The sequence below is a fragment of the Psychrobacillus antarcticus genome, assembly GCF_029533155.1.
GTDB lineage: Bacteria > Bacillota > Bacilli > Bacillales_A > Planococcaceae > Psychrobacillus > Psychrobacillus antarcticus.
The window spans coordinates 73,377-97,022 of record NZ_JAIZDB010000037.1 but is presented as its reverse complement, the minus strand read 5'-3'; the positions used below and the strand labels follow the sequence as shown (position 1 = coordinate 97,022).

Here is a 23,646-nt window from a genome sequence, read left to right as displayed (position 1 = left end):
ACGCAAGTAAGTAAGATCCCTCAAAGACGATGAGGTAGATAGGTTCGGGGTGGAAGCGTGGCGACACGTGCAGCTGACGAATACTAATCGATCGAGGACTTAACCAAATTTGTTTAACGTAACAATGTCGTTTATCCAGTTTTGAAAGTACAAAAAAATTATAAAAAAGGCTTGTATTAATACATAGTTTTGGTATAATAAATATTGTCTTTCAAATTAATAATGTCTAGTGACGATAGCGAAGAGGTCACACCCGTTCCCATACCGAACACGGAAGTTAAGCTCTTCAGCGCCGATGGTAGTTGGGGGTTTCCCCCTGTGAGAGTAGGACGTCGCTAGGCGGTATTATTCCGAAGTAGCTCAGTGGTAGAGCAATCGACTGTTAATCGATTGGTCGTAGGTTCGAGTCCTACCTTCGGAGCCATTTTAGGAGAGCTGTCCGAGTGGCCGAAGGAGCACGATTGGAAATCGTGTAGGCGGGTTAAACTGTCTCAAGGGTTCAAATCCCTTGCTCTCCGCCAGATTAGTTTTCTAAAAAAGTATGGCCCCTTGGTCAAGCGGTTAAGACACCGCCCTTTCACGGCGGTAACACGGGTTCGAATCCCGTAGGGGTCACCATTTCATTTCAATAAAGTTGACGCAGAGATGCGAAGATTATCGTAAATTTACCCAGGAGGATTAGCTCAGCTGGGAGAGCATCTGCCTTACAAGCAGAGGGTCGGCGGTTCGAGCCCGTCATCCTCCACCATTTCTTTTAGAAACATCAGTAGATATAGTATTGTCGCGGGTGGAGCAAATCGTCAAACGAAGATGACGATTAACACCGATGCAGGCGCAGCTGAAGCAGGTGTCCTACATATTACGAGCGTAGTATTATAAAGTTTGTAAGTATTTTATTGTCGCGGGGTGGAGCAGTGGTAGCTCGTCGGGCTCATAACCCGAAGGTCGCAGGTTCAAATCCTGTCCCCGCAACCAAATGGTCCCGTGGTGTAGCGGTTAACATGCCTGCCTGTCACGCAGGAGATCGCCGGTTCGATCCCGGTCGGGACCGCCATTTATTTTTTTGAGATTTGAGATAAGCAAGAAGCTGACAAAGAGATTCACAGCTTAGCACAAATCGATTAAAAGTTTGGAATAAGCAAGCAGGTCAAGGAAACGAGTGAGTGAAAGAAGGAGCGTACTAAAGTACGTAACTGATTGAACGAGTGAAGTTGACGAAGAGATGCGCCGCTTAGTGCAAACTGAAATGGCTCAGTAGCTCAGTCGGTAGAGCAAAGGACTGAAAATCCTTGTGTCGGCGGTTCGATTCCGTCCTGAGCCACCATATTTATATGCCGGAATAGCTCAACTGGTAGAGCAACTGACTTGTAATCAGTAGGTTGAGGGTTCAAGTCCTTTTTCCGGCACCACTTTAGTGGTGGGGTAGCGAAGTGGCTAAACGCGGCGGACTGTAAATCCGCTCCTTCGGGTTCGGCGGTTCGAATCCGCCCCCCACCACCAGTTTTTATTTAGGGGCATAGTTTAACGGTAGAATACAGGTCTCCAACACCTTTGATGTGGGTTCGATTCCTACTGCCCCTGCCAATTTATAATTTAACTTTTAATAGTGGCGGTTGTGGCGAAGTGGTTAACGCACCGGATTGTGATTCCGGCACTCGGGGGTTCAATTCCCCTCAGTCGCCCCATATCCCTTAATAGTTAGCTCTTTTTTTATTTGTGGCGGTTGTGGCGAAGTGGTTAACGCACCGGATTGTGATTCCGGCATTCGGGGGTTCAATTCCCCTCAGTCGCCCCATTGGGGTATAGCCAAGCGGTAAGGCAATGGATTTTGATTCCATCATGCCCTGGTTCGAATCCAGGTACCCCAGTTTTCTGCGGAAGTAGTTCAGTGGTAGAACACCACCTTGCCAAGGTGGGGGTCGCGAGTTCGAACCTCGTCTTCCGCTCCAGTACTCTTTTTCGGCGGCATAGCCAAGTGGTAAGGCACAGGTCTGCAACACCTCTACCACCGGTTCAAATCCGGTTGCCGCCTCCAATTTTTAAATAACTGCCTAGTATTATTTTGCCGGTGTGGCGGAATTGGCAGACGCGCGGGACTCAAAATCCCGTATCCTCTGGATGTGCCGGTTCGACCCCGGCCACCGGTATTATTAGAATAAACACGTTACAAAAAACACTCGCAAAGTTGTTTAGTCAACATTGGTGAGTGTTTTTTTGTATTTCATTTTTTATTAGAACATGCCATTCTGATTAGGAGAATCCTTTGGAATTGGTTGACCTACATCCCACATTTCTACGATTTGGTCATCTTTGAAACGAAAGATATGTACTACAGCTGATCCAAGATCTTCTGGGTTCTGCTTTATGTGTGAGTATACCGTAACCATGTCATTTTCTTGAATCGCAAGTTTTATTTCAAGACTTTTATGAGAGTTTTCGGTGGCGTTTTCTTCCATCGCTAGCATTAAGGATTTGGAATCGCCCGGGAAAAATGGGTTATGGTGAAGAAAGTCAGGACTTATGTATTTCTGGTTTGCTTCTCGAATATTGCCAGATGCTACTTTCTGAAGAAAAGATATAGATTTTTCTTTTAGTGAGAGGGAATTCGACTGTTGCTGATTACTCAACGTACTCATCCTTTCATGATTAGAGTTTTACTTTTTAGAGAAGTTTAAGTTATAGAAAAGTTCATGTCAATCTTCGTATTGAATGTGAGAATAGGTGATACTTTTAAATAATCTTAATCGAGTAAAGTCTATATGCCAATATGATATACTTTAGAAAACAATTTGGGGGCTAACTTTTTGAGCATTAATTTTGAAGTGAAAAGAACTACCCAAGTATCTAAGCAACAAGTATATCATGGTTTACTTGATCTTGAAGTGGCGAATCACTGGATGCAAGGACTTGTAGGAATCGAACGATTGGATGATGGACCAATGCAAGTGGGAAGTCAGTGGAAGGAATCTAGAAAGATGTATTGACAAGTGGCTACTGAACACTTTGAAGTTGCTGAACTGAATGAGTCAGATAAAATCGTTCTACGCTGTGATGGAACGAAAGGAACAACTGGTAAAGGAGAATATATTTTTACTTATCTAGTTACATCATCTAATAACCTAACAGAGATTACGTTGACCGGAGAAATAAAAGGACTCACTGGCATAACTAAATTTTTCGGTAAAATGATGGTTGGTATCTTTAAGAAAGCGTCTGCAAAGGATTTGGATGCATTGATAGCTTACTTAGAGAAATGATTCAAATATAATTCTGTTACCAGTCAGAGGATATTCCCTAGTATAAATTGATTTAATTTTCAATCTTTATTACACTATTAAAGAAGGTGTACCTGTTTTTAATAATAGGAGGGGAATTATGGGAAGATTAGTTCATTTTGAAATTCATGTGGATGATATGGAACGTGCTAAGCAGTTTTATGGAGAGATATTTGGGTGGAAATTTGAAGACTGGTCTGAGTATGCTGGAATGCCTTACTTTGGGGCTATTACTGGTGATGCAAGTCAACCTGGTATTGATGGAGCTTTAATAAAACGTCGAACGCCTCCTCCAGAACAAAACCAGCCTATGAATGGTTTCTCTTGTACATTGGGTGTAGAAGATTACGATTCAACGGAAGCTAAAATTCTTGAACATGGTGGAAAATTAGCTTTGCCAAAGTATGCACTACCTGGAATGGCTTGGCAGGGGTATTATGTTGATACTGAAGGAAATATTTTTGGTGTTCATCAGCCAGATAAGAATGCAAAGTAGAATCTATTACTAATGACGTTTGAGGTTATTATAATCTCGAGCGTCTTTTTTATCGGCTAAAAGAAAGGTCACTTAGCAGTTATTATATATAATGCGCTAAAATAGTAAGGACTAGAAAAGGAGATAAACTATGGAAAACAACACAAGGACAATTTCAGAAGTTGATAAGTTTATTGAAGGTTTACCTGATGATATTCAAAGCATTACTGAGAAGTTAAGAAAAATAATTCTAGACGCATCTCCCGCTCTTGTAGAAGAATTTAAATGGTCGATGCCTAACTATTCATATAAAGGATTAGTATGTTATTTACAAACAGCGAAAAAACATGTGAATTTAGGTTTTCAAAAAGGAAATGAACTGGTAGAAATAGATATAAACAATTTATTGCAGGGTTCGGGGAAAACAATGAGACATATTAGAATTACAAAAATGGATGATATCCAATCAGATGCTTTTATCTCTCTTATTCAAGAAGGTATTGCTTTAAATGAAGGATAATACTAAGGAGGAGAATAAAGTGGCTAACCAAAGTGAAATTTCAACTGTAAATGTAGGAATGCTTATTAGAAAGCCAATAGAAGAAGTGTTTGAAGCTTGTATTGATCCAGCTATTACGACAAAATTTTGGTTTACTAAGAGCAATGGAAGATTAGAAAAGGGAAAACATATTCGTTGGGATTGGGAGATGTATGGAGTTTCGGCAGAGCTCGAAGTGAAGGAAATAGAACAAAACAAGCGAATTCTCATCCAATTTGATGATGATACAACTGTTGAATGGCTTTTTACATCAAGGGAAACAGAAGGAACATTTATTGAGATTAAAAATTATGGCTTTAAGGGTAATTCAGCTGAAATAGTAAATCAAGTAATAGACTCAACAGGAGGATATACGATTGTTCTTTGCGGTTTGAAGGCATTACTTGAGCATAATATTGTGTTAAATCTTGTTGCAGATAAGTTTCCTGATGCTAATGTATAAAACGAACAAATAAAAAAGCGGGTTCAACTAAATATGTACCTGCTTCATGTATCATTAATTTATCTATGTTGATCTAATAAAATCTGATTGCCATCTGGATCTTCGAGTATAATACTTGCGGGTCCTTCTGTCGTTTCATCAGTTTCGGTCAGCAGTTTTATTCCTTTTTGTTTCAGCTGTTTTTGAAGTTCACGAACATCAGTGAATGACTCTAGATTTTCGGCATTGCCACTCCATCCAGGATTAAAAGTTAGAATATTCTTCTCAAACATTCCTTGGAACAAACCAATTATGGTATCTTCATTTTTCATGATTAACCAATTTTGAGTAATGTCACCTCCAAAATTTTGAAATCCAAGGCTTTCATAAAATGCTTTGGAAGCATTAATATCTTTAACATTTAAACTTACAGAAAATGCGCCTAGTTTCATGGTTCTCCACCTTTCATATTTAATAGCTATGATAATAAATAAAGACTAAATCATTTATAAGTATAAGTTAGTTTAACAATATTTTCTACTTATTGTGAATCTCAGTGGAATATCAAAAAAGTCGACAGGCTAGCTTAGTTAGCTCTCCTGTGGACTAATTCTTTGTAAGTATAATGTAAAGCCTCCATCTATCCAACAAACTGCTTTACAAGCTCGTTAAACTTTTCTCGTTCATCATAGAAAAGACCATGCCCACTGTAGTGAAATGGAACAAGCTGCGAATTTTTTATCGCTTTGTTAAGTATTTGAGCTTGTTCATATGGGATAACCTTATCATGTACCCCATGGACGATTAATGTAGGTACCGTAATTTTAGGGAAGTCCTTATCAAGCTTTTCATCTCTCAGCGTGTTGATGATGGCTGCGGTGGACCATCCTGCTGCCTTTAGCCCTAACCCTGTAAACCATTTGGAGAATGGTATTGAAATATATTGAAAGAAAAAAGTATCCGTTACACCTTGCATCATTTTGGGGCGGTCATTTAGTGTTTCTGTTAGTAGTTTGTTCGCAGCTTCCTGTGTAAATCCAATGGGAGCCGCAGCATCTATTAGGATTAGCTTGGATACACCGTATGCTTTATGACGAGCAGTATAGCGTATTGCAATTGCTCCACCAGTAGAATGGCCGGCTAGTGTGAAATTATTTAGTTGGAGTGCTTTAACTACTGAAAGAATGTCATCCGCTAGTCTGTCGAAATTATAGCCACTCATAGGTTTATCTGACTTTCCAAATCCTCTCCAGTCAATACCAATACAGCGGTATCCCATTGATGGTAGGACATTAAACTGATATTCAAATTGTTCATGACTTAATGGCCAACCATGTAAAAATACAATTGTCTTGGTAGCATTTGGATTTATATCCTCTACATATAAATTTACACCTTGTTCTACGTTTACAAAGTATCCCAAACTGATTCCTCCATAAAAAAAGTATTTCAAGTATAAGATACTCAATAGTAACCATATGGGTGAATGGCAAAATACGATCCACAACTTCCAAATAGCTTTGCTCCACTATTATATAAAATAGAAAATTATAGGCATGCCTTAATCCACATTGTATTAAAGTAGGTTATTTGGTATATTATTAGTAATACATTCTGCGAAGTGACCAAGTAGATAAGAATTGTGAAACAGAAAGTAAAGCGTCCGCTGAGAGCTATACCACCACTTCTTATTGAAACCTATCACGGAGATGTTATGCAAACATAACCGATTCGTTTTCGTTACCAAACGTTTAGAGGGCTTAAAATTATTTTAAGCTAAACTAAGGTGGTACCACGTCTATTCAGCACAAAGACGTCCTTTTAACGAGGATGGCTTTGTGCTTTTTTAATTCAATTCAATAGGAGGAATTTAAATGACAAATCAACAGAAAAACGATTTTACTAAATGGTATATCGACACAATTCAGAAGGCAGATTTAATGGATTACACGCCTGTTCGTGGGTGTATTGCTTTTAAACCAGATGGCTATGAAATTTGGGAACATATTCAAGATGAAATGAATAGACGTTTTAAAGAAACAGGACATCGTAATGCTTATTTCCCGATGCTAATTCCTGAATCTTTCTTCCAAAAAGAGAAGGATCATATCGAAGGATTTGCTCCGGAGCTTCCTTGGGTAACAGAGGCAGCTGGTGAAAAATTAGAAGAACGTTTAGCATTACGTCCAACATCAGAAACGATGATTGGTCATTTGTATTCGGATTGGATTAAGAGTTATCGTGATCTGCCAGTTCTTATTAACCAATGGGCAAACGTGTTCCGCTGGGAGAAGAAAACTCTTCCATTTATCCGTACTTCTGAATTTTTATGGCAGGAAGGGCATACAGCTCACGTAGATGAAGAAGAGGCACGTCAAGAAACAATGCAGATGCTTAACATCTATAAAGAGGTTGTAGAGGAGCTATTAGCTATTCCTGTATACGATGGTCAAAAAACGCCTTCCGAACGCTTTGCAGGAGCTGTAGATACGTATTCAATCGAAGCTATGATGAAAGATGGGAAAGCGGTTCAAGCTGGAACATCTCATTACCTTGGAACAAAATTTGCAGAAGCATTTGATATTAAATATTTGAATAAAGAAAACAAACATCAGCATGTGCATACAACATCTTGGGGAACGTCAACTCGCTTAATCGGTTCGGTTATTATGGTCCATGGTGATGAGCAAGGGCTTGTATTGCCACCACGTGTTGCTCCAACTCAAGTAGTGCTAATACCAGTCGGTCCTTGGAAGAAGAACCCAGCAATAATGGAAAAATTAGAGGAGCTTTATGCTGCATTAAAATCAAAAGGTATTCGTGTTCGTCTGGATGATTCAGATCAATCACCAGGTTATAAATTCAACGAGTGGGAGCTTAAAGGTGTTCCAGTTCGTATTGAATTAGGACCTCGTGACTTAGAAAACAATCAAGCACTGATCAAAGTACGTGACCTGTCCGAAAAAGAGTCAGTAGAAATTGCTGTTTTAGTAGAACGTATTGAGGAAGAATTAACTACAATGCAAACACGCTTACTTGAAAAAGCTCGTGCTTTCCGTGATGAGAACTCCCATACAAATGTGGATACTCTAGAGCAGTTAAAGCAACATCTTGCGGATTCAACAGAAAATGGAGAAATTCCAGGATGGATTCTTGCAGGATGGTGTGGAGATGACGCTTGTGAAGAGAATGTGAAAAATGAAACTAAATTTACGACACGTAATATTCCATTCAACCCACCAGCAGAAAAAACTACATGTATCAACTGTGGGAAAGATTCGAAACATACAGTATGGTTCGGTCGTTCGTACTAATTAAATAGTAGATATAACAAAAAAATCAACCATTGCATATTAGATGGTTGATTTTTTCCTGTGTATTCTAATAAAGCAATCGGTTGTTGAAAAATGAAAACTCGTTAGAATTATTCATTAAACCTTCCCATTATTACGATATAAATGAGGTTTATCACTGTCGGTGGTGAATAAGTACAAAAGTCTTGTAAGGAGAACCCTGATTCTTTTTCCTATATGTTCAAATAAAAGTAAAATAAAGTACGGTTCTCGACTTAAAACACGAGAACTTTTCCCTGTTCGTCAACATAGCTTATCATTTTATGGTCTTAATACAATTTTCCCCGTGCTTTTTCGACTTTCTAGAAAATGATGCGCTTTGCGGCCATCTCGTAGTGCAAATACCGTTGGCTCAGATACCGTTACTTTCCCATCTTCTATCCAACGGAACAACTCGGCTGAACGGGCTTCTCGTTCCTCACGGGAAGTAAGAACATTCCAAAGGTCCCCACCAGTCAAAGTCTTTGACGTATCCATCAACATTCTTGGGTCAACCGGAGTTGGGTTTCCTCCTGCCATTCCAAAAAATACAACCGTTCCCCCAATGCGAGTTGCTGCAAAACTGTCTTCGAGCGTGGAGCCTACTGAGTCATAGACTACATCTACACCTTTTCCGTTTGTTTCCTCTAAAACTTTTCCCTTCCAATCATCCGAGTACAAGAAAACCTGATTCACTCCAGCTTTCTTAGCTGCGGATGCCTTCTCCATAGAAGAGGTTAAACCAATGACCCTTCCACCAAGGAGCTTTGCAATTTGGACGAGTAGCTGTCCAACGCCCCCTGCTGCCGCATGAACCAGAATTATATCATTCTCCTTAACGGCATAACTATCTTTTGTTAAATAGTGGGCGGTCAAGCCTTGTAGCAAAACGGAAGCTGCCTCTTCAAATGAAATGGTCTCTGGAAGAGGAATTGCCATTTCCCACGGAACTGCCACTTGTTCCGCGTTAGCATATGGGACATCGGCAAATGCAACAGGGTCGCCAATGCTGATTCCTTGGACATTAGATCCCGTCTTTTCAACGACTCCTGCCCCTTCATAACCTAAAATAAACGGGGAATTACCAGCAAGATGATAGTTTCCTTTTCTTCTATAAATATCTGCAAAATTCAAACCAATTGCTTTCATCCTTACTAATATTTCATCAGGCCCGATAACGGGGTCCGCAATTTCAAGATATTCTAGTACTTCCGGTCCTCCGAATGTATTCAACACAAGAGCTTTCAAATGAATGACCTCCTCTTATATATTTTTCCAATCGAAATTAAATTAAATTACGATTGGAAATGCAAATCAGTTTCTCTCCTTTTGGAAGGAGAAAAACCTCATTTACTTATGATATGGTTCACAGTGATTAATATTTAACTGATTATAATATCAGTACAATCCATTCTTCAATAATATGGTCCAATTGTTGCACAGCTCTTAAACAACATACTTCAACTAACCTGGTGATTTATTGTTCATCTGTTCTTCAAATCTGTTTTTTTAGTTTAACGTGTAACATTTCACACTAAATCGCCGAAATTCGCCTTCGTGGCCAACGTCAGGTTGGCGAGGAGATTGAAGCCGTACCCATGGAAAGCGTCCGCCTGCTTCTGCGTCGCTGCGCTAGCTTCGAAACAAGAAAGTACGTTGGAGCGGAAATCAATGTAAATTAGCTAACTTAAACTAAAACAGTAAAATCTTCCGACGACAAGATTACGGCCTGCTCTATATGAGTTGCTTTCAGCCCAAACTTAGGATACAGAGCTTCCAATTTTTCACCTAGTAATAACTTTATTGCATAATAGGGGAAATTAATATCAGCAAGACAGCTTATATGTAATCCACCACTCATGCGGGGGTTAATCTCTAATAGCTTGGGGATGCCGTCTTTATATATTACTTGGATATTAAACACATAGGGTATTTTATATTGTGCAGCCATTTTATTAGCCATTTCGATTAATTCTATATTGTATTCAATTTCCCTAATACGTCCATTTCCTTTTTTTCGCGGTATTGCCGTAAGTAAATTTCCAGCTGCATCGGCTAAACAATCAATGCTATATTCATAGCCGTCAAGATATTCTAAAACCATTAAGTCCGGAAAATGTTCCTGCGTTTGTAAAATCTTAAAAGCTGTTTCATAGGAAATCTTTTGGGAAGAAGCTGTCCTGAATATAAAAGGAATAGTATCTGCCTCATTATCTATAATACGGAATCCACTTGCTCCTTCTCCAATTACAGGTTTAATACATAGTTTTGTATTATTTGTACTTAATTCTTCATAGGCCTCTTGGAAGTCTTGCGCGTTGTTAACAACTCGGTAGGAAGGAATAGTCACGATAAAATTGCCGTCATTTTCTTGGTTCTGTAAAGATTGATACATCGCTGCTTTGTCATCTACCATGGCCATTAAATCACCATCCGGACAAACCAACACTTTCACACCGATTTCTTCAAATCTGCCTAAGTGTTGGGAAATGAGTACATTTTCTTTTCGTGGAATAAATATATGAATTTGATTTTGAATGCAGTAGTCTAAACAAAACTGGATATATTCTTCCCCTTCAATATCTGGCTCTGTACCAGACACATCACAATAATTAAAATACACAGTATCCGGATTAGGATGGGTGCCGTAAATAACAAATTCCTGTTGATCGGGGTTATGTCGGATCAACTCCATATAATGTGACAACGTGGAAAACCATCTATTAAACCAAATATTAAGCACCATTATTATTCTCCTTTAATTTATAAGTAACTAACCAATAATAGTTATATCAAAATCTCCACCATGGATTTGCGTGAACATTGTCCCCATGGAAGTAACCAATTGCTCACCATCCTCTTTACTGATCGAAGGACGTAGAAATACAACCTGGAGAGCGGTAGTTGTATTTTCAGATACAGCGGTCCGAACAGAGTCTACAAATGGACTCCCGAATGGTCCTATGTCATCTTGCAGAGTAAGAATATTGTGTAATTTATTTTCTCTGCCATTTAACCCATTATATTTTGTATCTTCATTGCCAATTATTAGCGTTATGTCACCTTGAATCTTAGCGACATCATAGATTCCCATTGGGATTTCATATTGCATAGAGAAGAAGTTGTTTAAATCTACAGCGGAATGCATAGGTGTGATATAATTTTGTTTTGCAATCCTTCTGTACATAGCTTCCATAGAAGGGCGATAACGATTTGGATCTGCTCCGAACTTTTTCCAAAGAGCTCTCCATTCTTTGATCCCGTCGAAATCTGTTACGACTTTGTCATCCATCTCAAAGAAAAGTTGTTCTTGAAATAATTGAAGACGTCCTTTAAGCATTTGAGGCGAAGAAGTAACAACAATTTTGGTATAATGAATAATGCCTATTTTAAATGTAGGCTCTATTTTAACAATTGAATCATCCAATTTTACTGACATATCAACCATCCTCACACTTATTTTCTATAGTGTAGCATAAGAAAGGAGAACATTTGTGAATATCAATCAGTTTCAACAAGACCTCATAGATTACGCAGCATCCATTGGAATTGATAAAATTGGATTTACTTCTGTTTCTCCATTTCATGAATTAAAAAATAGATTAATCAGGCAGCAGGAGTTAGGTTACGCTTCCGGATTCGAAGAGTCTGATATAGAGAAAAGAGTACATCCTAAAAATCTTTCTGAAGAAGCTAACAGTATTATATCTATTGCAATTGCGTACCCTTCCAAAATGAAGAATGCTCCACAAAGTTTGAAAGGTGCAAGACGAGGAATCTTTGCACGGGCATCTTGGGGTATAGATTATCATACAGTTTTACGTGAAAAGTTAGCACTATTGGAATTATATATATTATCCCATATACCTGATGCTAAACTTCGTTCTATGGTAGATACAGGAGAACTTTCTGACCGAGCAGTAGCCGAGCGAGCTGGTATTGGATGGAGTGCGAAAAACTGTGCGATAATTACCCCAGAATTTGGTTCCTATGTTTATCTCGGTGAAATGATTACGTCAGTTCCTTTTTCCCCTAGTGAGCAGATGGAAGACCAATGTGGAGATTGTCGGTTATGCTTAGATGTTTGTCCAACAGGAGCATTAATACAAGGTGGTCAACTCAATGCACAGCGCTGTATTGCTTTTATTACGCAAACGAAGAAAATGGTTCCAGATGAATTTCGAGCGAAAATAGGCAATCGAATTTATGGCTGTGATACATGCCAAACAGTTTGTCCAAAAAACAAAGGGAAAGCTAATCTTCACCATGATGCCTTTAAGCCTGATCCCGAGTTAGTGAAACCTTTGCTCCTACCACTTTTGAAAATGACAAATCGCACGTTCAAAGAAACGTATGGCCATATGTCCGGTGCTTGGAGAGGGAAGAATCCAATTCAACGAAATGCGATAATTGCGCTGGCCCATTTTAAAGAGAAAGAAGCTATTCCAACACTTATAGATTTAATGCAGAATGATGCTAGGCCAGTAATCAGAGGCACAGCAGCATGGGCTATAGGTAAAATAAATACAGAAGAAGGCTTACTTGCACTTAAAGAGGCTGAACAAAATGAACAAATAGAAGAGGTCCTAGAAGAAATTCGAAAAGGGCTATCATACTATACAATTGAGAACTAGGAAGTGGAATAATTGAGTATTAATGTTGTTTTATATCAACCAGAAATACCTGCTAATACAGGCAATATAGCTAGAACATGTGCGGGAACAGGAGTTAAATTACATTTAATCCGCCCTTTAGGTTTTTCGACAGACGATAAGATGTTAAAGCGAGCTGGACTAGATTATTGGGAGCATGTTGATATTACCTATTATGATGGGCTAGATGAATTTTTTGCAGCACATCCAAAAGAAGAATACTATTTAATCACAAAGTTTGGTGCTAAGCCGCATACTACATTTGATTTTAGTGATTCAGAAAAAAATCATTTCTTTATTTTTGGGCGGGAGACAAAAGGATTGCCACGCGAGTTTATCGACGCACATCCTGATCGTGCTTTACGAATTCCGATGAATGATAATATTCGTTCGCTAAATTTATCAAACACAGCAGCAATACTAATCTATGAAGCATTACGTCAGCAAAACTATCCTAATTTACACTAAAAAAAGCGCAAGAGCCTTTATCCGCCATTCTGAAACGACACAAGGGGCTAGGCGCTGAAGCTAGATAGATAAAAAAACGGACGATGTCATAAATGACTCGTCCGTTTTAATACTAAATTACTTTTCAGATGCACCTGGTTTGTCATCGTATCCTGCTGTGAACATTGCAACAAGGAATGAAACAGAAACACCTATAATAAGAATTAAGCTCATATGGAGTGCCTCCTCTATAGTATTATGCACTTAGTATACCCTAATTTGTTTGAAAAAGAAATAATGCGAAAATGAAGTTTGACGAAAATCGTTCATTTGAATGTTGCAACCTTTCAAATATTCTACTAACATAAAGAAAAGGAGTGATTTTTGATATGAATGAATTCAAAAATGGTCCAGAGAACGGTTCAATGGCAACAAATATGGAAGAAGTAAAACAACTAGGAAAACAGATGGATAGAATGCGGGACAATAAAGAGCTAGAAGAGGATAATCGTGTATCTGATCCGGCTCAATCCGAAGATACTTCTTCCATGAAGAAAAGAGAAAACGACTGATTTATCAGTCGTTTTTCCTCATATGAAAGGATGAAAAACATGACTCTAAATATACATTCAACGAAACAATTAGCTAATGGAATAGAGATGCCAAGACTGGGGTTAGGCGTATATAAGTTAACCGAATCAGATATTGCTATCCAAGCAATTACAAGTGCATTGGATTATGGCTATCGTCATATTGATACAGCAAGTTTGTATGCCAATGAAAAAGAAGTAGGAGAGGCTGTTCGATCATCTAGTGTTCCACGAAAAGACATATTCATAACAACAAAAGTGTGGAATACAGATCAAGGCTACGATCAAACACTGAGGGCCTTTGAAAACTCTTTGGAATTATTGGGAATGGATTATGTAGATTTATATTTAACGCATTGGCCAATTAAAGAAACTTTTGTAGATACATATCGCGCGATAGAACGTCTATATGATGAAAAGTTAATTCGTGCAACTGGAGTAGCGAATCATCATGAACACCATTTGGAGGCAATTGCTGTTAAAGCGAACATTCAACCAATGGTCAACCAAATTGAATGTCATCCGCGACTCACTCAATTTGATCTACGTGAGTATTGTGCAGAGCAAGGAATCGCCATTACATCGTGGTCACCACTGGCGAGGGGGCGGATATTAGAAGAGCCAACACTTCAACGTATTAGTGCCAAGTATGGCAAATCGACTGCGCAAACAATTCTAAGATGGCATCTGCAACATGATTTAATCGTTATTCCTAAGTCAGAAAATCCATCTAGAATCGCTGAGAATATGGATGTGTATGATTTTGAGTTATCATTCGAGGATATGAAAAATATTGATGCACTTAATTTAAACGAACGTACTGGTAAAGATCCGGATAATTTTAGTTTTGAATAACCGGTCCTAAAATAAAATCGAACTACACGATAGTATATCTTCTGCTCAAGAAGGATAACTATCGTGTTTTTGTATGGAATGGAAAATATTACTCAAAATTGAAACCTATTACATATTTTGGCGTATTAATAATATAGATTAATAACATTTTAGATGGGGTCAATAATATGAGTATATTTTTTGAGAAGACGAACAAGAAGAAAAGTGGCGCACCATTCGTAACACTAAAGCTATTATTAATAGTGTTGATGATTGCAATGCTAGTAATGGCCATTTTAAACGATATCGATATTTTCTATGTAAAATTAGTTTTTGTATTGGTAGGTATTAACTCAATTGTTGAAGCACTCAAAAGCTATCTTCAAAAAGAAAGTAAGAAGACTACAGGAAAAGAAATAGGATTGGCGATTTTATTTTTCTTAATTGCGATTTTTCTTCAGTAATTAAGATACATTTTTAGGAGGAATATAGATGGAAAATTTAATGGGAACCGGAAATTGGTTAGGAATCTTTTCTACCGCATTTATAATATTATGTTTTTACTTTACACTTTCTTTTTTCCAACACTTAAAACAAGGTGATGCTCGCTTAACTAGACAATCGAAACTAGGAGCAGTAATTTGCCTTGCGATCAGCTTGCTTATCCCTGCAATGTACAATCTTTATATGTTTAATGAGATGATGAAATAACATTAAGAAATTGATAAAAATAAAGGGGTGAGTATTATTTCTAGTGCAGATTACTTGATAATGTTTGTAATTTTACTTTTATGTTATTTATTAAGTTTTATTTTATCAAAAGTATACAAAAATAAGGGAAAAGTAGATAGGGGTTTAGTGTTTGTTTATCATAAGCTAACTTATAGAAGAAAATGGATACGGACACTTTGGTCAGTTCCTTTTGCAATAATTAGTCTCATTGTGATAAGAAAATTTGGAGAATGGCCAACTTATATATTTATCATTTTCTCGAGCTTTTGTTTTGTGATGCTTCTTTGGCAATTTTTCTACAACTTTATTAAGTGGAATAAAACCGAACGCTATTCATTATCGGAATAATTGTTTTTTAAAATAGGCTCTGTTAAAGGAAAAGGTTGAATTACCATTAATGTATATGAAATGGGTTCCCATGGTCATCGGATATTTAAGTAAAAAAGATTTATAGAGATTGTGAAACTTTGCACTTAAACTAACGGGGCAGTATAGCTTAAATGGGATTTTATGTAAAGTGGAGAAAAAGATTAATAGGGGGGGAAGAATGTGGAAAAAACTTTAGTTAAAACCGCTATATATTCTTTTATTATTTCTTTTTCAGCATTGTTGGTATTGGTTAATAGAACGGGAACATCAAAGGATATTAATGGAATGTATTCGGGTTGGAAAATTCCTTATCCAGAATATCTCTCTAAGATTTTGGAATACTCTATAACGATTACATTTATTATGGTCATAATTGTTTCTTTGATAAAATGGTTCAAAAAAACATAAAGTATATTGAAGTACCGGTGCGTTAGTCAAATAGAGCAACGTCATTATGTCGTTGCTCCTTTATATTTAAAAGTATTTCTGATAATACTCTTTCCTTAGCCTTCCACTTAATTGAGCGTAGATCCTAGTTGTCTCACTTTTCTCATGCCCCATAAGACTTTGTATGACTTCAATAGGAGCTCCATTATTCATCAAATGAGTTGCGTAACTGTGTCTAAGTTGGTGTGGATGAATTTCTTTATTAATTTCCGCACGATTGGAGATCCGCTTGATGATGTATCGCATTTGGGCGACGCTCATTTTATGTGGCTGTCTGGCTGTTACAAAAATTTAGCACTCGTCTGCTTATACATAGAAAGAATAGATTGGTTTAGTTGGAACGCCGTATGCGGTGAAAGTCGCACGTACGGTGTGAACAGGGGGAAAAGCTGGCGATAACATCAAAAGCTTACCTATCTGTATCAATAAGAAAAAAAGGAGATTTGAAGGAAAAAAATACATAAATGGAGAAAGTATCTGTTAAAGATATTGGAAGGAGTCGATAGAATGAGCGAAAAGTTGCTAAGGGTAGGAACTACTTATATTCCAGTAACTAATGTAGAAAATTCTTATGAATGGTATGTAAACAAATTGGGGGCAGAGTTAAGCTATAAAGACGAAGGTAAAGCGATTCTTAATTTTGCAGACCAAAGTATTTTTCTTGTTAAATCTAAAGAAAATCAAAGTTCTAACTTCTATGATTGTTATGGTGTAGAACGTTTTTCTATAACATTTGAAGTTAATGGGCTAAATGCATTAGAGGCAATACATAGAGATTTTACCGATAAAGAAATAAGAGTTGGTGAAATTGAAAACAGAGGACACTCTGGAAGGAACTTTATTTTCTTTGATTTAGATGGTAATAAATTTGATGTGTGGAGTGAATTAAGTCTAACTTTCAAAGAAAAATATCCTATCAAGCTATAGAAAGAACTATTTTCTTGTTGAACTAACGGGTGCTTTACTTCAATTAGGGGTCAAGTACCCTTTTCTTATTCAACTATAGGGGCAGTTTAGTGTAATTGATTTGTAATGAACCGAGTACCTATTTTAATAATTGGAAAGGGTGAAAAAATGAAGTCAAAATTAATCATTATAGTTATTTCATTTAGTTTTTTACTTATAGGGTGTACTGAAAGTAATCAAAATTTAGTTAATAATCCAGAAGATGCTTTAAAGACGATAGAGGTTGGAAACGATGAAAGAGAAATAAATGTGTATGGTTCTCATAAAGTGAATGAAGAGTTAGTTTTAATTGTTTTTAGAGGTGCAATGAATGATAAGGATATTTGGGTAGCTGAGGTTCGTAAAGAAGATGGTCAATGGGTAGCTAAAGAAATAGTTCAAATGAATGGACCATTTGAGGATAGTGAAGACATTCAAACCGTAATTATCAGTGACGAATTTGGATATGAAGTGGGTTATATTAAAAGCGAGGTTCCAGTTGCTGGTGATTTAAACATTTTTGAAGTTGAAGGGATTTCTGATTGGAAAATTTGGATTAAACAATCTAAATGAAATTGAAAACAAAAGTTAGTGAATTAGTGAACTTAAAATAACGGGTTGCTTTAGTGAAAGATCGTAGAGCTGCTTAGGTGGCTCTTTTTTCTTATTAAACTAACGAAGCAATTTTGTTTAATAATGATGTTAAACTTGTGTTTAACAATCAAGCCATTTTCTGAAATAACACTCTATAAGTAAATTTTAAGTTATAGCAATACGAATTTAAAAAACCACTCATATCCATGATGGAAAGGTTGTTTCGCTCACGGTTCTAAATCAAGAGAAGAGGAAAATGAAGGCCTCCACTATAATTAAAATGGCTTTGAGCAGTAAGAAGAGGTTGGAGGTATATATCAAATACAATGGTTAAATGTCCGGGATAATAAACTTGTTTAATTAACAATAAAGTCGTTTAAAAATAGTATTCTTATTTAAAAATCCCCCATTCGCTAAATTGCTACTTTAGCGAATGGAGGAATAGAATTGACAGAATGGTGGGGAATTTCTGTACATACTGCATCTCACGAATGACCAACGTAATCCTCAGTTTGGGTGGATCGCGCTGGACTGTATGGTAAACGTTCTGACAATGTTATTGAAGGTAGACAGCCAGTCATTAGTAATAATGCTCCCAATGTAACCATCTGGTCGGATTAACACTAATGTATCACCTGTAATGCCATAAATACTGCTCAGTTTGCCTGTTATATCGTCGAGGCGGTTGTTGTCAACTCCGATTCCGTTCCCTACGATGTAGTGATGTAATTCGGCACCACCAATCGGCCAATTCAACTCAGAGAGTGCTTTTACCGCATTGGTTCCGAAGGCTAGCAAGGTGAAGTGTGGACCCCGATAGACATCAAATAATCGGGTTAGACCCTCTGCCCCTACACAAGTTGCGTCCGGCGCTCTGTCGCCAACACGTAGAGTTTTAGTAGCAGAGCTTTTAGCAGGTGCTAGTGGTCCACCGTAGTATGAAATTCCGAGTTGTCGTTCCTCATCCCCACGTTTAAGTCCTGAGAGATGTTTATTGTCGATTTTAGAGTAAAGCTCACTAGATTTTCTAAGAACGTGTGCGGCAATTGGCTGCCGTTCTGCTTCGTAACTCTCTAGGAGGTTCTCAGATGCACCTTTTATGACCTGTTGGAGCTTCCAACCGAGGTTATAAGCGTCCTGTATTCCGGTGTTTAGACCCTGGGCGCCAGCTGGTGTATGGACGTGAGCAGCGTCTCCAGCAAGAAAGACCCTGCCAGAACAGTAATGCTCTGCAAGTCGGACATTTGGTCTGAACACTGAGGTCCAAGTAATGTCTTTAAGCTGAAAACCTGTGAGTGTTTGGAACTTGATGGCTAACGCAGTCTCGTCAAATTCTACTGATTCGTCTGGTGTTAGTCGAATCATTATCTGGAACTGATCGGAGTGTGGTAGAGGACATGCTGCAACCCGTTTCCCGTGTGTACGTGGCCAAATATGCCATCTGTTGCGTGATAGCCCGTTTATCGTGCCATCGATGATAAGTATGCGGTCCTCTTCGTTGGTCTCTCCGATGAAACGAATACCAGCAGTCTTGCGGACTGTACTAGAACCGCCGTCAGCTCCTACAAGATACCTACTACGAATTTTCTCCCCAGATGATAGAGTTGTGGTTACCCCGTCGTCATCCTGCTCAAAACCAATAATCGCAGTGTCAAACTCAATATTCAGTCCGAAGCGGTCAAGCATGCGATGTAAGATAGCATCGGTACGATGTTGGGGCAGTAATAGAACATTCGGGTACGGCACATCATGAGTCACCTTTTTTTGTTTTTGCATCCGAAATGGTACAATAATCGGTCCGAAATGTATCCCCATAAGTGGGTAGGTTCCCCCTTCAGCATGAGCTTCTTTCAGTAAGCCAAGGTCTTCAAATATCTCTTGGGTTCTCGGCTGGACTCCCTTCGCACGAGAGCCTTTGAAGGAATGGCATGCCTTGTCTACTAATCGGATACTAATTCCGCGTCGAAGTAAATCTGCAGCTAACGTGGAGCCTGTTGGTCCTGCCCCGGCTATCAGTACATCGATATCGTATTTTTCTGTCAAATGAATCAACCTCCTATTTTTTAAAGTGTGAAATTTAACATTCCATGATTTTCATTTCTACGCATTCTTTTTAATGGCAAACAATATATTTCAACCGGTAATGCTTTATGTATTCGAATATCCTTATGCAAAAAATTTGATCTATCTTCTTTTTTGTTAACTAGAAACAAAATGTTAACTAGAAACAATAATAACTACTACTCATCCCTTTGTCAATATTGTTTCCAAGAAACTAAAATTGTTGCTTGTGTTATTTCTTTGGTATAATGGTATTAAGCTACTCAACGGAGGAAAAAATCAGTGAATAATAATACAACCCAAAAGCAAATAAAAGAATATTTAATCAAGGAAGTGTGGGAAACCGCAAAAGATTTGCAGTATAAAATACAATCGGAAGATGATGAAGAAAAACAGTGGTTGATACAGAATAGCACTAATCTTGTAGTCACAGAATTAATAAAAGAAATGACTGCTTTGATGCTGCATGTTCTAGATGCAATTGGAAGACTTGAGCCTGTAAACGGCATAACCATTTCAAAACAATTCGGGATATCAAGGGGGAGCATCTCTAAAATTACGAGAAAACTTGTTGAAAAAGAAATAATCATTATGGAAACACTTCCAGATAACAAAAAAGAAATTCTGTTCCGTACAAAGCCATTAGGTAAAGAGATATGTAAATTGCATCTAGATTTGCATCAGCAAATTGATAGCGGAATTAATCGTTTCTTACAACAATATACGGAAGACGAATTGGGAACTACCCTTAAGGTATTAAGTGATGTATTAAAAACTTCTTGGATAAATACTACGCCAAGCGAGGGAAAAAATACACATAGTCAAGAGGAAGTACAAACAAATGAAAGGGAAGAGTTAGACACTGGCAAGGTCAGTCATTCATACTCTGTTGCTGAAGAAATGAATGAGATCATGGAAATGCTCAATAAACTAGAATCACGTAACTTAAAAAAAGCAAAAACGATCTTAAAAGAAATTTTTTTTTCAGACTATAATGAGTAGAGTTAGCTGTGTGAAGTATAAAGGTGGTTTTCCTTATTGCACTAACGGGTGCGCGTGACAAGTTCTGTTATAAGCGCCTTCTGGCATGAAAATACTGGAGATTTATATAAATAAATTTCAACTTTACAACGGAGGATAGGAATGACGGAGCCATGTTTCCTGAAACTATCCCATCAATACTCCTGCATGCGTCCTGATTGACTGGTCATGGGGTGTGGTGTGAAGCACAGTTAGATTCGGTTGAAATACGCTGAAGCCATTCTTATGGAAAAGGTATGCCGAAGATAGATCGCATGGCTGAAAAACTAAATATGGTGAGAATAGTTCCTACATAAAGGAACGGACGAACTTCCGAAGGTACAGGTCTAAAATTAGAACAGGGGGAAACTTGTGTCCCATCCAACGATGGGGTGAATGATGTAAAGTAAAAATGCACCCTCTGAAATACACTATACCGAACAATGGCGGTATCCAGTTCACAGGCTTAAAGGAAGCACCTACGTTTAGCATGTATAGCTACGTTGTAAGGTACTTGGAAAGTAAGGAACGTTGATTCAAGGGCTGTCACCTGAAACGGTTGCTATAAGCCTTATGGCAAAATGCATTTGTCCTTATGAGGGGAGGGGTACGACCAGTGAAACCTCTGTAATCGAGGTGGAGGAACAGCCCAAAGTCTAGCGATAGGTAATAATTATTTTTCAGCCGTGCATTTCACCGGTCGGGTAAGGACGTGGGAACATCATTTCATAGCAAAATGATGCCACAGTGTAAGCTCTTCGAGGAAGAGTAACTTGAAACTTATAATGACTAAAACCATTGCTAGATGGAACGCGGAATGACGGGAAACTATCACGTTCCGTGCGGAGAAGGGAAAAGCTGGAGGTAACTTCAAACGCTTACCTATTACTAACTTTACTTCAAGAAGGAGTGCAAAATGAAAAAAACACTATTACTATTAATTTTTCTGTTATTATCTGTAGTTTTAATCGCGTGTAACAATGATAGCCAAGAGTCTCTAAAGAAGGAAGAGACAAGTCAAGTATCTAAAGAGAATACTAAAAAAATACAGACTGAAAAAAATACTGTTGGAAATGAAGAAAAAATACTTCCATCTTTTAAGGCTCTTGTTAGACCTGAAATTTCCCTTTTGTCTTCTGAGGGGAACGTGAAATATCTGTTTGATTCCTCTTATGGAGAAGTATGTTGGAATAACTGTGATGAATTCATTCATTACAATTACCCTAGCATCCATAGCGGAGAAGTTGAAGTTGGTAACCAACTTCAACTTGATTGGAGTTCGTTAAAACCGCAACCAACAGAGATTCATTTAATACACGTAGATAATAGCGATGAATATGATTCAAAAGAAGTGAGTAGAAAACAAAAGTCTCCTGAAAATACACCATTAACAATTACAGTTGATGAAGAAATGATTGGAAATCAATATGCTTTCGAATTTATATGGAAAGATGGAGAAGTGGTTGAGGGAAGAAGCATAATAAATTTTAAACTTGAGTAGTGGGTTTTTCAAAAAGTAGATATTTCTAATCAAAAAGATCTCTAGTGCGTACTCACACGCGCTAGAGATCTTTTCTTAGTTATGAATAGGTAATTGACTACTGTCTATATAAATCGAACAAATTAATATCTAAACGAACTAAGTGCAGGAGCCTTAACAGGGGTAGCCGAAGTCATCAGAACAACGGTGAAGCTGCTTGGCCTTATGGCGAGAGGTATCCCTAGCGCCGAAGCGAATTCAATGGAATCTTTATCCCGCATTAACGGCAGTAATACCCCGATTAGTTCAACTAATAATCAGTGGGGGATGAAGAAAATCCCCACTGATTAAAGGTTCACATTATGTCAACTTATCGTTACCAATTCTGAAGGTTATTTTGAATTTACGCGTGTAAAATAACTCAAGACTCTTTTCAAAAAAGATTTTTGGATTTTCTTTTTTCTAGATAGATAGTTATGTCCTAATTTATATTGTCTTGCTTCCTTTTCCAAGTCAGCCATCCGTTGCTTTGCATATTCTATATCGTTAATCGTAAACATTATTTTTCTCCTTAAGGAGAAGTCCAATTATATTGTTAAGGTGTGGCTAGCACCATTCCTGTTAGCCACTTTTCACCTAAATAGTGTGTTGGCGACTCCAATTTATTTTTACCTACAAATTTATTAATCTGCTTACCACTCATTTTTGGTATCATCATTTTTTTATCCTCCTTCATTTATTATTTTTCCGATTAAGCCAATAGCATCATTTTAGTCAACTGGGGTTTTCCTTTCCCCAACCGGCGCTATCCACTTTCGAGAGATTCCTTTTTTAATAACTTTCTTAGCTGTTTCATGATCATCATCACCAGCACTCCTTTTCTTGTTATTTTGTTTATATATGCAACACGCAATGCGTGAAAACACCAAATTTTCTAAAAATGCACATAAAAGAGCACACGCTTCTTTACATAAGCGTGTGCTCATAGAAAAAAACGGCATAACATGCCGTCCGTATTAATTATTAATTATTTGCGGTTGGGCACGGAATCACTATACGATTATTTTTTAAAGTTCTAAATGTAGTCATTTTCCGTACCTCCATTTCTAATTTGAATATCTAACTACTATAGGATATCATTACTTATTTCTGAATGTCAACACTTTTCTGAAGATTATGTATTATTTTCAGGGTATCAGTGTCCAAAGTTAAGCCGCTTCCGCATTGGAAAGAAAAACGTATAGATCCTTTGAAAGTAAAAATGCACTCTATGAAACACACTATACCGAACAATGGCGGTATCCAGTTCACAGGCTTAAAGGAAGCACCTACGTCTAGAACGTATAGCTACGTTGTAAGGTACTTGGAAAATAAGGAAAGTTGACTCAAGGGCTGTCACCCGAAACGGTTGCT

The 23,646-nt window shown here is 37.8% G+C and carries 26 protein-coding genes, 16 tRNA genes, 2 rRNA genes, 1 pseudogene and 1 other annotated feature; of the genes and pseudogenes, 35 read left to right on the top strand and 10 right to left on the bottom strand.

Annotated features, from left to right (window positions below; translation table 11 throughout):
* The 18 genes from LDK52_RS17295 to LDK52_RS17210 all read left to right on the top strand — a co-directional run.
* Positions 1-107, top strand: a 23S ribosomal RNA gene (locus tag LDK52_RS17295); the annotation flags it as partial.
* A 118-nt stretch (positions 108-225) separates the two neighbouring features.
* Positions 226-341 (top strand): 5S ribosomal RNA (rrf, locus tag LDK52_RS17290).
* Between the two features lie 8 nt (positions 342-349).
* Positions 350-424: transfer RNA gene (locus LDK52_RS17285), tRNA-Asn, on the top strand.
* A gap of 5 nt (positions 425-429) precedes the next feature.
* Positions 430-521: transfer RNA gene (locus tag LDK52_RS17280), tRNA-Ser, on the top strand.
* 22 nt (positions 522-543) lie between these two features.
* Positions 544-618: transfer RNA gene (locus LDK52_RS17275), tRNA-Glu, on the top strand.
* 54 nt (positions 619-672) lie between these two features.
* A tRNA-Val gene (locus tag LDK52_RS17270) sits at positions 673-748 on the top strand.
* Between the two features lie 152 nt (positions 749-900).
* Positions 901-975: transfer RNA gene (locus LDK52_RS17265), tRNA-Met, on the top strand.
* A gap of 3 nt (positions 976-978) precedes the next feature.
* Positions 979-1,054: transfer RNA gene (locus tag LDK52_RS17260), tRNA-Asp, on the top strand.
* A 194-nt stretch (positions 1,055-1,248) separates the two neighbouring features.
* A tRNA-Phe gene (locus LDK52_RS17255) sits at positions 1,249-1,324 on the top strand.
* 9 nt (positions 1,325-1,333) lie between these two features.
* Positions 1,334-1,409, top strand: a tRNA-Thr gene (locus LDK52_RS17250).
* Between the two features lie 7 nt (positions 1,410-1,416).
* A tRNA-Tyr gene (locus LDK52_RS17245) sits at positions 1,417-1,500 on the top strand.
* 10 nt (positions 1,501-1,510) lie between these two features.
* Positions 1,511-1,584: transfer RNA gene (locus tag LDK52_RS17240), tRNA-Trp, on the top strand.
* 25 nt (positions 1,585-1,609) lie between these two features.
* Positions 1,610-1,685, top strand: a tRNA-His gene (locus tag LDK52_RS17235).
* 34 nt (positions 1,686-1,719) lie between these two features.
* Positions 1,720-1,795 (top strand) — tRNA-His (locus tag LDK52_RS17230).
* 1 nt (position 1,796) lies between these two features.
* Positions 1,797-1,868 (top strand) — tRNA-Gln (locus tag LDK52_RS17225).
* Between the two features lie 6 nt (positions 1,869-1,874).
* Positions 1,875-1,949, top strand: a tRNA-Gly gene (locus tag LDK52_RS17220).
* A gap of 12 nt (positions 1,950-1,961) precedes the next feature.
* A tRNA-Cys gene (locus LDK52_RS17215) sits at positions 1,962-2,035 on the top strand.
* Positions 2,036-2,064: 29 nt separating this feature from the next.
* A tRNA-Leu gene (locus LDK52_RS17210) sits at positions 2,065-2,147 on the top strand.
* An 84-nt stretch (positions 2,148-2,231) separates the two neighbouring features.
* On the opposite strand, the gene LDK52_RS17205 is transcribed toward LDK52_RS17210, so the two are convergent.
* The gene (locus LDK52_RS17205) at positions 2,232-2,636 is read right to left on the bottom strand and encodes a nuclear transport factor 2 family protein (protein WP_277587165.1); all 405 of its coding nucleotides are present in this window, start codon (positions 2,634-2,636) and stop codon (positions 2,232-2,234) included.
* A 168-nt stretch (positions 2,637-2,804) separates the two neighbouring features.
* Between LDK52_RS17205 and LDK52_RS17200 the strand changes: the two genes are divergently transcribed.
* The 5 genes from LDK52_RS17200 to LDK52_RS17180 all read left to right on the top strand — a co-directional run bounded on the left by LDK52_RS17200 (position 2,805) and on the right by LDK52_RS17180 (position 4,751).
* The gene (locus LDK52_RS17200) at positions 2,805-2,984 is read left to right on the top strand and encodes an SRPBCC family protein (RefSeq protein WP_277587164.1); all 180 of its coding nucleotides are present in this window, start codon (positions 2,805-2,807) and stop codon (positions 2,982-2,984) included.
* A gap of 3 nt (positions 2,985-2,987) precedes the next feature.
* Entirely contained in the window at positions 2,988-3,257 is a 270-nt protein-coding gene (locus LDK52_RS17195; protein ID WP_277587163.1) for an SRPBCC family protein, read from the top strand.
* 118 nt (positions 3,258-3,375) lie between these two features.
* A complete protein-coding gene (locus LDK52_RS17190; protein WP_277587162.1) occupies positions 3,376-3,771 on the top strand; it encodes a VOC family protein in 396 nt (131 codons plus the stop codon).
* 130 nt (positions 3,772-3,901) lie between these two features.
* Complete coding sequence (locus LDK52_RS17185; RefSeq protein WP_277587161.1) at positions 3,902-4,270, top strand: DUF1801 domain-containing protein; 369 nt, start codon at positions 3,902-3,904, stop codon at positions 4,268-4,270.
* A 19-nt stretch (positions 4,271-4,289) separates the two neighbouring features.
* On the top strand, positions 4,290-4,751 hold the full coding sequence (locus LDK52_RS17180; protein WP_407081833.1) for an SRPBCC family protein: 462 nt from the start codon (positions 4,290-4,292) through the stop codon (positions 4,749-4,751).
* 59 nt (positions 4,752-4,810) lie between these two features.
* Here LDK52_RS17180 and LDK52_RS17175 read toward each other — a convergent pair whose 3' ends face one another.
* Together LDK52_RS17175 and LDK52_RS17170 are read right to left on the bottom strand one after the other, a co-directional pair.
* Positions 4,811-5,182, bottom strand: a complete 372-nt coding sequence (locus tag LDK52_RS17175; protein WP_277587160.1) for a VOC family protein — start codon at positions 5,180-5,182, stop codon at positions 4,811-4,813.
* Between the two features lie 188 nt (positions 5,183-5,370).
* A complete protein-coding gene (locus LDK52_RS17170; protein ID WP_277587159.1) occupies positions 5,371-6,153 on the bottom strand; it encodes an alpha/beta fold hydrolase in 783 nt (260 codons plus the stop codon).
* Positions 6,154-6,337: 184 nt separating this feature from the next.
* Positions 6,338-6,554 (top strand) — a binding site (T-box leader).
* A 50-nt stretch (positions 6,555-6,604) separates the two neighbouring features.
* Here LDK52_RS17170 and proS point away from each other — a divergent pair.
* Complete coding sequence (gene proS / locus LDK52_RS17165; RefSeq protein WP_277587158.1) at positions 6,605-8,044, top strand: proline--tRNA ligase; 1,440 nt, start codon at positions 6,605-6,607, stop codon at positions 8,042-8,044.
* Positions 8,045-8,344: 300 nt separating this feature from the next.
* On the opposite strand, the gene LDK52_RS17160 is transcribed toward proS, so the two are convergent.
* From LDK52_RS17160 to LDK52_RS17150, 3 genes are all read right to left on the bottom strand, one after another.
* The gene (locus LDK52_RS17160; protein ID WP_277587157.1) at positions 8,345-9,310 is read right to left on the bottom strand and encodes a quinone oxidoreductase family protein; all 966 of its coding nucleotides are present in this window, start codon (positions 9,308-9,310) and stop codon (positions 8,345-8,347) included.
* Positions 9,311-9,749: 439 nt separating this feature from the next.
* Positions 9,750-10,808 (bottom strand): ATP-grasp domain-containing protein, encoded by a 1,059-nt coding sequence (locus LDK52_RS17155; protein ID WP_277587156.1) that lies wholly within the window; start codon positions 10,806-10,808, stop codon positions 9,750-9,752.
* Positions 10,809-10,835: 27 nt separating this feature from the next.
* Positions 10,836-11,501, bottom strand: a complete 666-nt coding sequence (locus tag LDK52_RS17150; protein ID WP_277587155.1) for a B3/B4 domain-containing protein — start codon at positions 11,499-11,501, stop codon at positions 10,836-10,838.
* A gap of 55 nt (positions 11,502-11,556) precedes the next feature.
* On the opposite strand from LDK52_RS17150, the gene queG reads away from it, so the two are divergent.
* The 7 genes from queG (at position 11,557) to LDK52_RS17115 (ending at position 16,094) form a co-directional block, all read left to right on the top strand.
* Positions 11,557-12,696, top strand: a complete 1,140-nt coding sequence (gene queG, locus LDK52_RS17145; RefSeq protein WP_277587154.1) for a tRNA epoxyqueuosine(34) reductase QueG — start codon at positions 11,557-11,559, stop codon at positions 12,694-12,696.
* A 12-nt stretch (positions 12,697-12,708) separates the two neighbouring features.
* Positions 12,709-13,182: a tRNA (uridine(34)/cytosine(34)/5-carboxymethylaminomethyluridine(34)-2'-O)-methyltransferase TrmL gene (gene trmL, locus LDK52_RS17140; protein ID WP_277587153.1), complete on the top strand. Its 474-nt coding sequence runs from the start codon at positions 12,709-12,711 to the stop codon at positions 13,180-13,182.
* Positions 13,183-13,550: 368 nt separating this feature from the next.
* A complete protein-coding gene (locus LDK52_RS17135) occupies positions 13,551-13,733 on the top strand; it encodes a hypothetical protein (RefSeq protein WP_093538562.1) in 183 nt (60 codons plus the stop codon).
* A 39-nt stretch (positions 13,734-13,772) separates the two neighbouring features.
* Positions 13,773-14,606 carry an aldo/keto reductase gene (locus LDK52_RS17130; protein WP_277587152.1) on the top strand — a complete coding sequence of 278 codons (834 nt, stop codon included), beginning with the start codon at positions 13,773-13,775 and terminating at the stop codon, positions 14,604-14,606.
* Positions 14,607-14,773: 167 nt separating this feature from the next.
* Positions 14,774-15,049: a hypothetical protein gene (locus tag LDK52_RS17125; protein WP_277587151.1), complete on the top strand. Its 276-nt coding sequence runs from the start codon at positions 14,774-14,776 to the stop codon at positions 15,047-15,049.
* A gap of 28 nt (positions 15,050-15,077) precedes the next feature.
* Positions 15,078-15,296 carry a hypothetical protein gene (locus tag LDK52_RS17120; RefSeq protein WP_277587150.1) on the top strand — a complete coding sequence of 73 codons (219 nt, stop codon included), beginning with the start codon at positions 15,078-15,080 and terminating at the stop codon, positions 15,294-15,296.
* Positions 15,297-15,866: 570 nt separating this feature from the next.
* Entirely contained in the window at positions 15,867-16,094 is a 228-nt protein-coding gene (locus LDK52_RS17115) for a hypothetical protein (protein WP_277587149.1), read from the top strand.
* A gap of 66 nt (positions 16,095-16,160) precedes the next feature.
* Here LDK52_RS17115 and LDK52_RS17110 read toward each other — a convergent pair.
* Positions 16,161-16,424: pseudogene (locus tag LDK52_RS17110) on the bottom strand (tyrosine-type recombinase/integrase); the annotation flags it as partial.
* Between the two features lie 216 nt (positions 16,425-16,640).
* On the opposite strand from LDK52_RS17110, the gene LDK52_RS17105 reads away from it, so the two are divergent.
* Both LDK52_RS17105 and LDK52_RS17100 read left to right on the top strand, forming a co-directional pair.
* Positions 16,641-17,060, top strand: a complete 420-nt coding sequence (locus LDK52_RS17105; protein ID WP_277587148.1) for a VOC family protein — start codon at positions 16,641-16,643, stop codon at positions 17,058-17,060.
* Between the two features lie 147 nt (positions 17,061-17,207).
* Positions 17,208-17,651 (top strand): hypothetical protein, encoded by a 444-nt coding sequence (locus LDK52_RS17100; RefSeq protein ID WP_277587147.1) that lies wholly within the window; start codon positions 17,208-17,210, stop codon positions 17,649-17,651.
* Positions 17,652-18,179: 528 nt separating this feature from the next.
* On the opposite strand, the gene LDK52_RS17095 is transcribed toward LDK52_RS17100, so the two are convergent.
* Positions 18,180-19,715: an FAD-dependent monooxygenase gene (locus LDK52_RS17095; RefSeq protein ID WP_277587146.1), complete on the bottom strand. Its 1,536-nt coding sequence runs from the start codon at positions 19,713-19,715 to the stop codon at positions 18,180-18,182.
* Positions 19,716-20,015: 300 nt separating this feature from the next.
* Here LDK52_RS17095 and LDK52_RS17090 point away from each other — a divergent pair, with 300 nt between their 5' ends.
* The gene (locus tag LDK52_RS17090) at positions 20,016-20,735 is read left to right on the top strand and encodes a MarR family transcriptional regulator (protein ID WP_277587145.1); all 720 of its coding nucleotides are present in this window, start codon (positions 20,016-20,018) and stop codon (positions 20,733-20,735) included.
* A 934-nt stretch (positions 20,736-21,669) separates the two neighbouring features.
* Positions 21,670-22,254 (top strand): hypothetical protein, encoded by a 585-nt coding sequence (locus tag LDK52_RS17085; RefSeq protein WP_277587144.1) that lies wholly within the window; start codon positions 21,670-21,672, stop codon positions 22,252-22,254.
* A 371-nt stretch (positions 22,255-22,625) separates the two neighbouring features.
* Here LDK52_RS17085 and LDK52_RS17080 read toward each other — a convergent pair whose 3' ends face one another.
* On the bottom strand, positions 22,626-22,793 hold the full coding sequence (locus tag LDK52_RS17080; RefSeq protein WP_166462496.1) for a hypothetical protein: 168 nt from the start codon (positions 22,791-22,793) through the stop codon (positions 22,626-22,628).
* Positions 22,794-22,828: 35 nt separating this feature from the next.
* The gene (locus LDK52_RS17075; RefSeq protein WP_256363930.1) at positions 22,829-22,951 is read right to left on the bottom strand and encodes a hypothetical protein; all 123 of its coding nucleotides are present in this window, start codon (positions 22,949-22,951) and stop codon (positions 22,829-22,831) included.
* Between the last annotated feature and the right edge of the window lie 695 nt (positions 22,952-23,646).

What these genes read in the sequence shown, in the direction of transcription:
- LDK52_RS17205 (WP_277587165.1), bottom strand. Translation starts at nt 2,636, where the DNA reads ATGAGTACGTTGAGTAATCAGCAACAGTCGAATTCCCTCTCACTAAAA.
- LDK52_RS17190 (WP_277587162.1), top strand. Translation starts at nt 3,376, where the DNA reads ATGGGAAGATTAGTTCATTTTGAAATTCATGTGGATGATATGGAACGT.
- LDK52_RS17185 (WP_277587161.1), top strand. Translation starts at nt 3,902, where the DNA reads ATGGAAAACAACACAAGGACAATTTCAGAAGTTGATAAGTTTATTGAA.
- LDK52_RS17175 (WP_277587160.1), bottom strand. Translation starts at nt 5,182, where the DNA reads ATGAAACTAGGCGCATTTTCTGTAAGTTTAAATGTTAAAGATATTAAT.
- proS (WP_277587158.1), top strand. Translation starts at nt 6,605, where the DNA reads ATGACAAATCAACAGAAAAACGATTTTACTAAATGGTATATCGACACA.
- LDK52_RS17155 (WP_277587156.1), bottom strand. Translation starts at nt 10,808, where the DNA reads ATGGTGCTTAATATTTGGTTTAATAGATGGTTTTCCACGTTGTCACAT.
- LDK52_RS17150 (WP_277587155.1), bottom strand. Translation starts at nt 11,501, where the DNA reads ATGTCAGTAAAATTGGATGATTCAATTGTTAAAATAGAGCCTACATTT.
- LDK52_RS17135 (WP_093538562.1), top strand. Translation starts at nt 13,551, where the DNA reads ATGAATGAATTCAAAAATGGTCCAGAGAACGGTTCAATGGCAACAAAT.
- LDK52_RS17130 (WP_277587152.1), top strand. Translation starts at nt 13,773, where the DNA reads ATGACTCTAAATATACATTCAACGAAACAATTAGCTAATGGAATAGAG.
- LDK52_RS17125 (WP_277587151.1), top strand. Translation starts at nt 14,774, where the DNA reads ATGAGTATATTTTTTGAGAAGACGAACAAGAAGAAAAGTGGCGCACCA.
- LDK52_RS17120 (WP_277587150.1), top strand. Translation starts at nt 15,078, where the DNA reads ATGGAAAATTTAATGGGAACCGGAAATTGGTTAGGAATCTTTTCTACC.
- LDK52_RS17105 (WP_277587148.1), top strand. Translation starts at nt 16,641, where the DNA reads ATGAGCGAAAAGTTGCTAAGGGTAGGAACTACTTATATTCCAGTAACT.
- LDK52_RS17100 (WP_277587147.1), top strand. Translation starts at nt 17,208, where the DNA reads ATGAAGTCAAAATTAATCATTATAGTTATTTCATTTAGTTTTTTACTT.
- LDK52_RS17085 (WP_277587144.1), top strand. Translation starts at nt 21,670, where the DNA reads ATGAAAAAAACACTATTACTATTAATTTTTCTGTTATTATCTGTAGTT.
- LDK52_RS17080 (WP_166462496.1), bottom strand. Translation starts at nt 22,793, where the DNA reads ATGTTTACGATTAACGATATAGAATATGCAAAGCAACGGATGGCTGAC.
- LDK52_RS17075 (WP_256363930.1), bottom strand. Translation starts at nt 22,951, where the DNA reads ATGATGATACCAAAAATGAGTGGTAAGCAGATTAATAAATTTGTAGGT.